The following is an 8,980-nucleotide window of genomic DNA, read 5'->3' on the forward strand; positions in this document are numbered from 1 at the left end:
CGCATTGGTGGGCTATGATGCGGTGACTGCGACCGTCATCAAATTACGCAAAGCGCTGGGCGACAGTGCCAGACAGCCTCGCATTATTGCCACCATCCCAAAAAAAGGTTATCAACTGATTGCGCCAGTAACATGCATTGATAGCAACACCACTATTGATCGCACTACTCCATCAGTCACATCATCACTGGAAGATACGGATAGCGGTCAGTCAGCAACACTTCCTTCAGACTCAGGCAAAAATAAATACGTTGTCATCGGTGCAGTGATGCTGGCACTGGTAGTGGTCGTTGCCTGGCTGGCAGTATCAAAGTTTCAAAGTCAACCCAGCAGCGAGTTGCCGTCACTTATTGTGCTACCTATTGAAAACCTGGGAGCCAGTGACGAGCACGACGTATTCGTTGATGGTATCACCGAAGATATTATTACCGACCTCTCACGTTTATCGAGCCTTATGGTATTCGCCAGCAATACCACCTTCAAGTACAAGGGTCGCCAGGTTACTGCGCAAGAGCTGCGTGATGAACTAAATGTCGATTTTATGCTGAAGGGCAGCGCCAGACGCCACGATAATGAGATACGCATCAATATACAGCTGGTCAATACCGAAACCGGTTTCAATGTCTGGGCAGAACGCTACGATAGAAAAGTGGAAGAAGTATTTGCCGTGCAAGATGAAGTAACGGGCAGCCTGGTCAAAGCCCTGGCGATCAAACTATCCGCAGAGGAAAAATCCCGGTTGGCACAGCGCACAACGAACAATTTGCAGGCCTATGAATACTTTCTGGAAGGACAACGATTATCAAGACAATACGACAAGCAGGCCAATGAGCAGGCAATGGAAGCGTACAAACAGGCAATCAAAATCGATCCTGCCTATGGTCGCGCCTATGGCACATTAGCATATAGCCTGTCTCAGGCCTTTCGGCGAGGCTGGACTGACACACCCAACGAAACGTTAAGCCGTGCATTATCACTGGCTGAACAAGGTGTTCAACTGGATAGTACAATTCCGCAAACCTACTGGTCTCTTGGTTTTGTTTACCGGGCGCGCAAGGAATTCGACAAAGCGGAAAAGGCTGTATCTGAAGCCATTCGCATTGCGCCGAATTATGCGGACGGATATGGATTACTTGCATTGATCCATAATAGTCTCGGTAATGCTGATAAAGCTCTGGAATATGCGACACGAGGAATGCAACTTAATCCGTATTATACCTGGGACTATCTGTTTAATGTGGGTTTCGCACAATATCTGCTAGGTAACTACGAGCAGGCAATCGAAGCGTTGGAGAAAGCACAGGAGCGTAATGAAAATGCAATCCCTATTAAAATATTTCTCGCAGCCAGTTATGTGCAAGCCGGCAGGATAGAAGACGCCCAATGGATAACGGAACAGCTTCAGATCATGAATCCGGAAACCACAATTACGCATACTGACGATGCTATCGCGCTTATCCATCCAGAATTCAAGCAATTGCTGCTGGATGATTTGCGAAAGGCCGGATTACCAGAATAAATCTCTTAAGCATGCTAACTGCGAATAAATTATGTTGCTAAAAAATGAAACAGGCTGATTCACCAAATACCAACAAACCATTTCAGGTTGGTGAATGGATCGCTGACCCGGATAGCGATCGCCTCCAACGTGGGGAAGCAGAAGTCAGGCTGGAACCCAAGGTGATGAGTGTACTGGTTTGCCTGGCGCGAAATCCTGGCAAGGTGGTAAGTCGAGAAACACTGGAAAGCACCGTCTGGGCTGGCACCATTGTCGGTTACGATGCCATTGCCGGCAGTATCATTAAACTACGCAAGGCACTGGGTGATGATTCACGGAATCCACGATACATAGAGACGGTATCCAAAAAAGGCTACCGTCTGATTGCTGATGTGTCATCGGGTATTGCTAATGAAGTAAGCACTGAGGATGGTCATGACACAGAAGACAGCGAGCCAGATGAATCCCGCGCGCCTGCGCCCTACCAAACCAGGGCAAGATCTGTTACCACTCAGTTGACTGCGGCCGTTATAGGACTGATTATTATTGTTGCAGGCTGGCAAATTCTGAATACAGAGCCAGGCTCAATACCAAATCGCAATGCGGAAGCAGTCGAAGAATCGACAAAGAGTAATCCTTCTCCTAAAACACCTTCAATAGTTGTATTGCCTTTTAAAAATCTCAGTAACGATCCACAACAGGAATATTTCAGCGACGGCATTACTGATGACATTATTACTGACTTGTCAAAGGTTGGCGCATTACGAGTGGTTGCCCGCCAATCTGCCTACCACTACAAAGATACGACAATCAGTCTTAAGGAAGTCGCGCGCGATCTGGATGCTCTTTACATTGTAGAAGGCAGCGTGCAAAAAGCTGGTCAACGCATTCGCATCAACGTCCAACTTACCGATATTGAAAAGGGGCACCACCTTTGGGCTGAACGTTTTGACCGGAACCTGGATGATGTATTCGCCATCCAGGATGAAATCGCTCGACGCGTCATTGATGCCATGTTTGTCACACTATCGGATCAGGAAAATCAGCGCGTACTATACCGCACCACCAACAGTTTTGAAGCGTACGATGCTTTATTGCTTGGATTGCAACATTCTAAAAATCGAACCAGGCAAGGCCATGATTTGGCAATGGAAGCATACCAACATGCCATTGAGCTGGATCCAGACTACGCGCGTGCTTATGGTGCAATGGCTGTTGCACTGACACGTGGCTACCGATTTCAATGGACGAATCTATCAATGGCGGAAGCTCAGGAACGCGCCATTCAACTGGCAAACAAGGCCATCGCACTCGACCAGTCCACGCCACAGATATACTGGTCTCTGGGATTTGTGCACCTGTTTCGCAAGGAATACCCGCAAGCCGAAGCGGCTGCCATGCAGGCCATTACATTGTCACCCAATTACGCCGATGGTTATGGCCTGCTCGCGTTTATTGCCAACTGGCGAGGCAAGGCAAAGGAAGCGGAACGTTACATCAAAAAAGCCATCGCACTCAACCCCTATCACACTTTTGATTATCCCTGGAACCTGGGCCTGGCTTATTACGGCCAGGGTCGATACGAAGATTCAGTCAAGGCTTTACAGGACGCTCTTAACCGAAACGAAACCGTGTTGAATCCGCGTTTATTTCTTGCTGCATGTTATATCAGGCTCGACCGCCTTAATGACGCAGAATGGGAGATTGAACAACTGGGCATTCTAAGGCCAGGCATCACAATTACACATCTTTCAAATACTGTTCCCTTTGAAAACAAAAACCATCTGAATGTTTTTCTAGATGATTTGCGTAAAGCAGGTTTATCAGAGTAGGACGTTAGACATACACAATGAGCATCGCAATATTGATCAAAAATATCGACGAGTAAATCGATTAACTCTGGAATCATCGGATTGTCAACAAACGGAGCGATCAAGCATGAATACCGATTCCCCGATCAACTGTGAACATATTCTTGACGCCGCATTACGTCTCGGTGCTACTAAAAAACACTGGGAAGACTTGCAGCTATACGAGGTGGCTGATGACCTGGGAATTTCATTAGCGCAACTACGAAACTGTTTCGCACAAAAAGATGAACTCACCGATGCCCTGTTCGACCGCGCGGACAATTATTTACTGGAACAATGCAGCAAAGAAAAGATGTCACCGCTGTCAATGCGTGAACGATTACACATCGCTATCATGACATGGTTAGACAGCCTGGCCCCGCATCGCGCCATTGCCCGACAAATGTTGAAGTACAAACTGGAATTTGGCCATGTGCATTTACAGGTGCTGGGCCTGATGCGCATTAGCCGAACTGTACAATGGATTCGCCAGGTATGCATCTGTGAGGCAACCGATACAAAGCGCATCATCGAAGAAGTTGTATTGTCTTCCATCTATTTGATGACATTTACGTATTGGTTGTGGGATAACTCCAACAACCAGCAACGAACTCGAGACAAACTCAATAACTTACTTAATGTGGCGGAAAAGGGGGCAACCACACTTAACAAGTTTGCATCTACCAGGAGCAGCTGATCCTTGGACACCATGACCCATGGACTGCTTGGCGCATTGACCATACGCAGCATTCCTGTACGCAATGAAAATATATCACTTAAAGAAATTACGCTATTAGCTTTTATTGCTGCAATATTCCCCGACATAGATTATTTAACATTCTGGATTCACCCACTGCAGTTTCTTGCCGAATGGCACCGCGCGGCGACACACTCGTTTGTCATGATGCCAGTGTGGTCCATCACTATTGGATTTATTGCGGCTTCCATTGTGAAAGCACGTTGGAAATGGCGGGTGTATTCATTAGTATGCGGCATCGCAATTTCCACACACATTCTGTCGGATATGATCACCATCTACGGTACGCAAATTTTCAATCCCATCTCAGACTATAAAGCAGTAATCGGTACCACATTTTTTATAGACGGTTACTTTACCGGTATCGTGCTAACCGGCCTACTCATTTCAATACTTCTAAAAAGATTTAAAACCCAGTATCATCGCCCGTTTGCCGCAATTACTATTTGTGTATTGATATCGTACCTGGGATTACAGACTTATTTTCGCTCGATAGCCAACGAATTCGCCCACCAATATGTAGAAGAAAACCAACTGCATAATGCAGTAGTCCATAACCTCCCTCAACCGTTCTCCCCCACACACTGGAAAATTATTATTGAAGGTACTGATTATTACCAGGTAAGTTTTGTTAACGTCATGCCCGCTCACTGGCATCAGGCATTCACGCAATTCATGGTTAAATTACTCTCCGCGGAAAGTCAAATTTTCATAAATGCTGTGAGATACTATCGACCGTTTGAAGAAGCAACATGGGAGCGTTTTCAAAAAATCGAAAACCAGGATCATAAGGTAGTCGATATATGGAACCTGGATGAATTCTCCGCCTTCCGTAAATTTGCCATTTTTCCGGTGCTCTATCGAATGGATAATGATGATGCTGGTACTTGCTTCTGGTTTACGGATTTGCGCTATGTTTTCCCGGTAATGCTCCCTCCGTTCCGTTATGGTATGTGTGGCAGTCAAAACCAATGGTCACCTTATCGCCTGCAGCGCAATACAATAAATAGCCGAAGGCCACTTCAATGGCCATTTTTGTAGTACGAACATTTTCTGGTTGAGGGAAATATCTGCATTATTGACAACAGGCAAATTATCGAACTAACCTACTTTATTCGCTTGCTTCTTAGATCAAGAATTGTGATTACGCCGTTTCTAATTAGCCCCAACGATACCAGCCATGAATTCCCCGATGTCTCCCTGGCATTGGAAGAACCTAATGGATTGCTGGCCGTGGGTGGTGACTTATCACCTGAAAGGCTACTGGCTGCATACCGTCATGGCATTTTCCCCTGGTTTAATCCGGGTGAACCTATATTGTGGTGGTCACCTGATCCTCGCGCTGTGTTATTCCCGAATGATATAAAGATTTCTCGCAGTCTGCGTAAAACCATTAACAGGAATATTTTCACGTTGACTACAGACCTGGCGTTTGATGAGGTGATGAAAGCATGCCAGGCTCCCCGCTTGAAGCAGCAAGGCACCTGGATTAGCGGTGAAATGCGCATCGCTTATGGCAAAATGCACGAGTTGGGGTACGCACATTCAGTCGAGTGCTGGCAAAACAATGAACTGGTGGGCGGTCTTTATGGCATGGCGATTGGCCAGGTATTCTTTGGCGAATCGATGTTTTCCAAAGAAAGGGATGCTTCAAAAGTTGCATTAGTCCATTTAACTGGCAAACTTAAAGAATGGAATTATCAACTCATTGATTGCCAGGTTCAGTCGGAACACCTCATTAGCCTGGGAGCAATAGATATACCACGGGAACAATTTTGTGCCTATTTAAACCAATGGTGCGAGAAAACTGTTAACGCGAACGCATGGAGAAGTCACTGGACTAACGATGAACAATAGAAGACAACCGATTCCAGTGATGCGCCATACTCTGTTGGTAATCTCATTTTAACTATTGACGATATGGATAATGCTTATTCTTCCAAGGCCGTAAACTCACTGGCGTTTTTCGCCAGCGAACCACATGCCTGTAGTTACCTGGACGACCATACCGCTGTCTCCCTGTTTGCCGATCCAACGGTGCCCATGACTATGCCGGTTTACAGTCGCCTTGCAGATTATGGTTTTCGACGCAGCGGTGCACACATTTATGCACCTAACTGCCCTCACTGCCATTCCTGTATCCCGATTCGGATACCAGTAGACATATTTAAGCCCAACCGCTCTCAGCGGAGAGTGATGAACAAAAACGAGAATCTAACCGTAAAATGTATTCCTGCAGCATTCCAGCAGGATCATTTTGAATTGTACCAACGCTATCTCAGTTACCGTCATTCCGGCAGTACCATGGAAAATCCCAGCAAGGAAGATTATATGAATTTTCTTTCCTGCGACTGGAGTGAAACCTATTTTTATGAGTTTCGTAGCGGAAACCGATTAGTCGCGGTCACTGTTGCGGATAAACTCGTGCAGGGTTTATCTGCCGTATATACGTTTTTTGATCCAGACTATGAAGCGCATAGCCTGGGAACGTACGCTATATTATGGCTGGTACAGGAAACCGCTTCGTTACAGTTACGCAGGCTTTATCTGGGTTACTGGATTCCAAACTGTAGAAAGATGCAGTATAAATCTTCCTTCCGACCTGCAGAAATATTTACCAATGGGCGCTGGATCCCCCTGTCGGATACCCACCTCTTCGGCAATTAATTTTTAACCAGTTTTTGTTATTTAAGCTTATTATTCAGTAAGTTAAAGATCACCCACCCCCTAAAGAAACAAACCTCCCGGACGATATAAAAATCAAGGCATCACAAATGGACTTCTAGGACCAATCTAGTCTTTAACCGTTAGAAAGGTACGGGAGGAACCCGAGAAAACTATACCAATTCTAATGCAGGTTAACAGAGGCTAGAAATCATGCTCAGCTATATTTACAGTGTTGCCAAAGAATTCGAACAAGAACACGGTTTTAGTCCTAACCTGTTATATATGAACTACGCACATCTTGAGTGCTTGAAACAGCAACTCGAAGACCCCAACGATTTTAACGCCATCCTGGTATTTCTGGGTATGGAACTGATCTTACAACAGGAAGCTGTCCATCCGTCTGTCGCATGGGCACACACCCCCTGGAAACAGGCAATCCATATATAGGGCGCCGCTACGGCACCAATTTCACTCATTCCCGCAGAATCCACACTAATACCGGATTTAGTGTGTGCTAAATTTTGAAAAATTGGTCGAGATCAGGCATTATGTGCCACGAATTGCCCATAGTGGGGCTCAATTCGTGGGATGGCTTCTAATTGCCCAATCCAATTTTGCCAGTTTTTGGTTTAGCGAATCTAGAGTTAAGGAATTTATGCCTAAAGAAGAACACATAGAAATGGAAGGTACCGTCGTTGAGACGCTACCCAACACCATGTTCCGCGTCGAACTGGAAAATGGCCATGTGGTAACTGCTCATATCTCCGGAAAAATGCGCAAGCATTACATCCGCATACTGACGGGCGATAAGGTTACCGTACAATTAACGCCTTACGACCTGTCCAAAGGCCGCATAGTCTTCCGCGCTCGTTAATATTCTCGTTAGGGGCTATCGCGCCCGGCTCAACCAGGCGTTACCATTTCCAGGAATTTTAGCAATTGACCAACGCAGCAGTGCTGCGTTGGATTGGCAGGATATCTTTCAGTTATATAAAAAAATTGCCAGCTAGCGACTGCTAGCTGACGGTTTCTTTTTCGTGTTCTTCTTCAATATCAAATTCAAAACTTAGCTGATCATCTTTGACAGAGACAGTCACTTCTCCACCATCCGCCAGACGACCGAACAACAGTTCTTCCGCTAATGATTTCTTGATACTTTCTTTCACTACACGCGCCATGGGTCGGGCACCCATTTTAGGATCATAGCCATGCATAGCTAACCAGGCACGGGCTTCATTATCCACGTTAAGGGTAACTTTCTTCTCGAGCAATTGTGTTTCAAGCTCACAAATAAACTTGTCAACCACATAAGAGATTGTTCGCTCATCAAGGCCCTGAAACTGGATAATACCATCCAGGCGATTACGAAATTCCGGAGTGAAAGTCCGCTTAATTACTTCTCCACTATCGGTAGAATGATCCTGATGGGTAAAACCAATGGAAGGACGACTCATTTGTTCTGCGCCCGCATTGGTTGTCATCACAATTATGATGTTACGAAAATCCGCTTTGCGACCATTGGTATCTGTCAATGTGCCGTGATCCATTACCTGTAATAACAGGTTAAATACATCGGGATGTGCTTTTTCAATCTCGTCGAGCAACAGAACCGCATGAGGATGTTTATTCACCTCTTCCGTTAACAGACCGCCCTGATCGAAACCTACGTAACCTGGAGGTGCACCGATTAAACGCGATACGGTGTGGCGCTCCATGTACTCCGACATATCAAAGCGAATCAGCTCAACGCCCATAATTTGCGCCAATTGTCTTGTAACTTCAGTCTTACCAACACCGGTTGGGCCCGCAAACAGGAAAGAACCAATAGGCTTTTGTTCGTTACCCAGGCCAGCACGCGCCATCTTGATAGCCGATGACAGGGTGGTAATCGCTTCGTCCTGCCCGTATACCACCAGTTTCAGGTCACGCTCCAGATTACGCAAACCTTCCTTGTCGGAACTGGAAACCTGCTTGGGTGGAATGCGCGCCATTTTTGACACAACCAGTTCCACGTCCTTCGCGCCGATGGTTTTCTTACGTTTGGAGGGCGCCAGCAAGCGTTGATTCGCGCCTGCTTCATCAATAACATCAATAGCTTTATCCGGTAAATGACGTTCATTGATATAACGCTCAGACAGTTCTACGGCTGATTTCAACGCCTGACGGGTAAATTTCACACCATGATGTTCTTCAAAGCGAGATTTCAGA

General features: G+C 46.0%; 9 protein-coding genes. 8 read left to right on the forward strand and 1 reads right to left on the reverse strand.

Features of this window, described 5'->3' with window-relative positions; all coding sequences use genetic code 11:
* From ACWVCM_RS04485 to infA, 8 genes are all read left to right on the forward strand, one after another.
* On the forward strand, nt 1–1,519 hold a 1,519-nt coding region (locus ACWVCM_RS04485), incomplete at its 5' end, for a tetratricopeptide repeat protein (RefSeq protein WP_455200518.1).
* 44 nt (nt 1,520–1,563) lie between these two features.
* Nucleotides 1,564–3,330, forward strand: a complete 1,767-nt coding sequence (locus tag ACWVCM_RS04490) for a winged helix-turn-helix domain-containing tetratricopeptide repeat protein (RefSeq protein ID WP_455200519.1) — start codon at nt 1,564–1,566, stop codon at nt 3,328–3,330.
* 106 nt (nt 3,331–3,436) lie between these two features.
* On the forward strand, nt 3,437–4,045 hold the full coding sequence (locus tag ACWVCM_RS04495) for a hypothetical protein (RefSeq protein ID WP_455200520.1): 609 nt from the start codon (nt 3,437–3,439) through the stop codon (nt 4,043–4,045).
* A gap of 12 nt (nt 4,046–4,057) precedes the next feature.
* Complete coding sequence (locus tag ACWVCM_RS04500; RefSeq protein WP_455200526.1) at nt 4,058–5,146, forward strand: metal-dependent hydrolase; 1,089 nt, start codon at nt 4,058–4,060, stop codon at nt 5,144–5,146.
* A gap of 99 nt (nt 5,147–5,245) precedes the next feature.
* Entirely contained in the window at nt 5,246–5,962 is a 717-nt protein-coding gene (aat, locus tag ACWVCM_RS04505) for a leucyl/phenylalanyl-tRNA--protein transferase (RefSeq protein WP_455200521.1), read from the forward strand.
* A 63-nt stretch (nt 5,963–6,025) separates the two neighbouring features.
* Nucleotides 6,026–6,772, forward strand: coding sequence for an arginyltransferase (locus ACWVCM_RS04510; RefSeq protein WP_455200522.1), 747 nt, complete (start codon nt 6,026–6,028; stop codon nt 6,770–6,772).
* Between the two features lie 210 nt (nt 6,773–6,982).
* Nucleotides 6,983–7,219 carry a hypothetical protein gene (locus ACWVCM_RS04515; protein WP_455200523.1) on the forward strand — a complete coding sequence of 79 codons (237 nt, stop codon included), beginning with the start codon at nt 6,983–6,985 and terminating at the stop codon, nt 7,217–7,219.
* A gap of 64 nt (nt 7,220–7,283) precedes the next feature.
* Nucleotides 7,284–7,646 (forward strand): translation initiation factor IF-1, encoded by a 363-nt coding sequence (infA, locus tag ACWVCM_RS04520; RefSeq protein WP_455200524.1) that lies wholly within the window; start codon nt 7,284–7,286, stop codon nt 7,644–7,646.
* A 142-nt stretch (nt 7,647–7,788) separates the two neighbouring features.
* Here the strand turns inward: infA and ACWVCM_RS04525 are convergent.
* The coding region (locus ACWVCM_RS04525; protein ID WP_455200525.1) for an AAA family ATPase at nt 7,789–8,980 on the reverse strand (1,192 nt) is incomplete at its 5' end.

Source organism: Kaarinaea lacus (genome assembly GCF_975902315.1).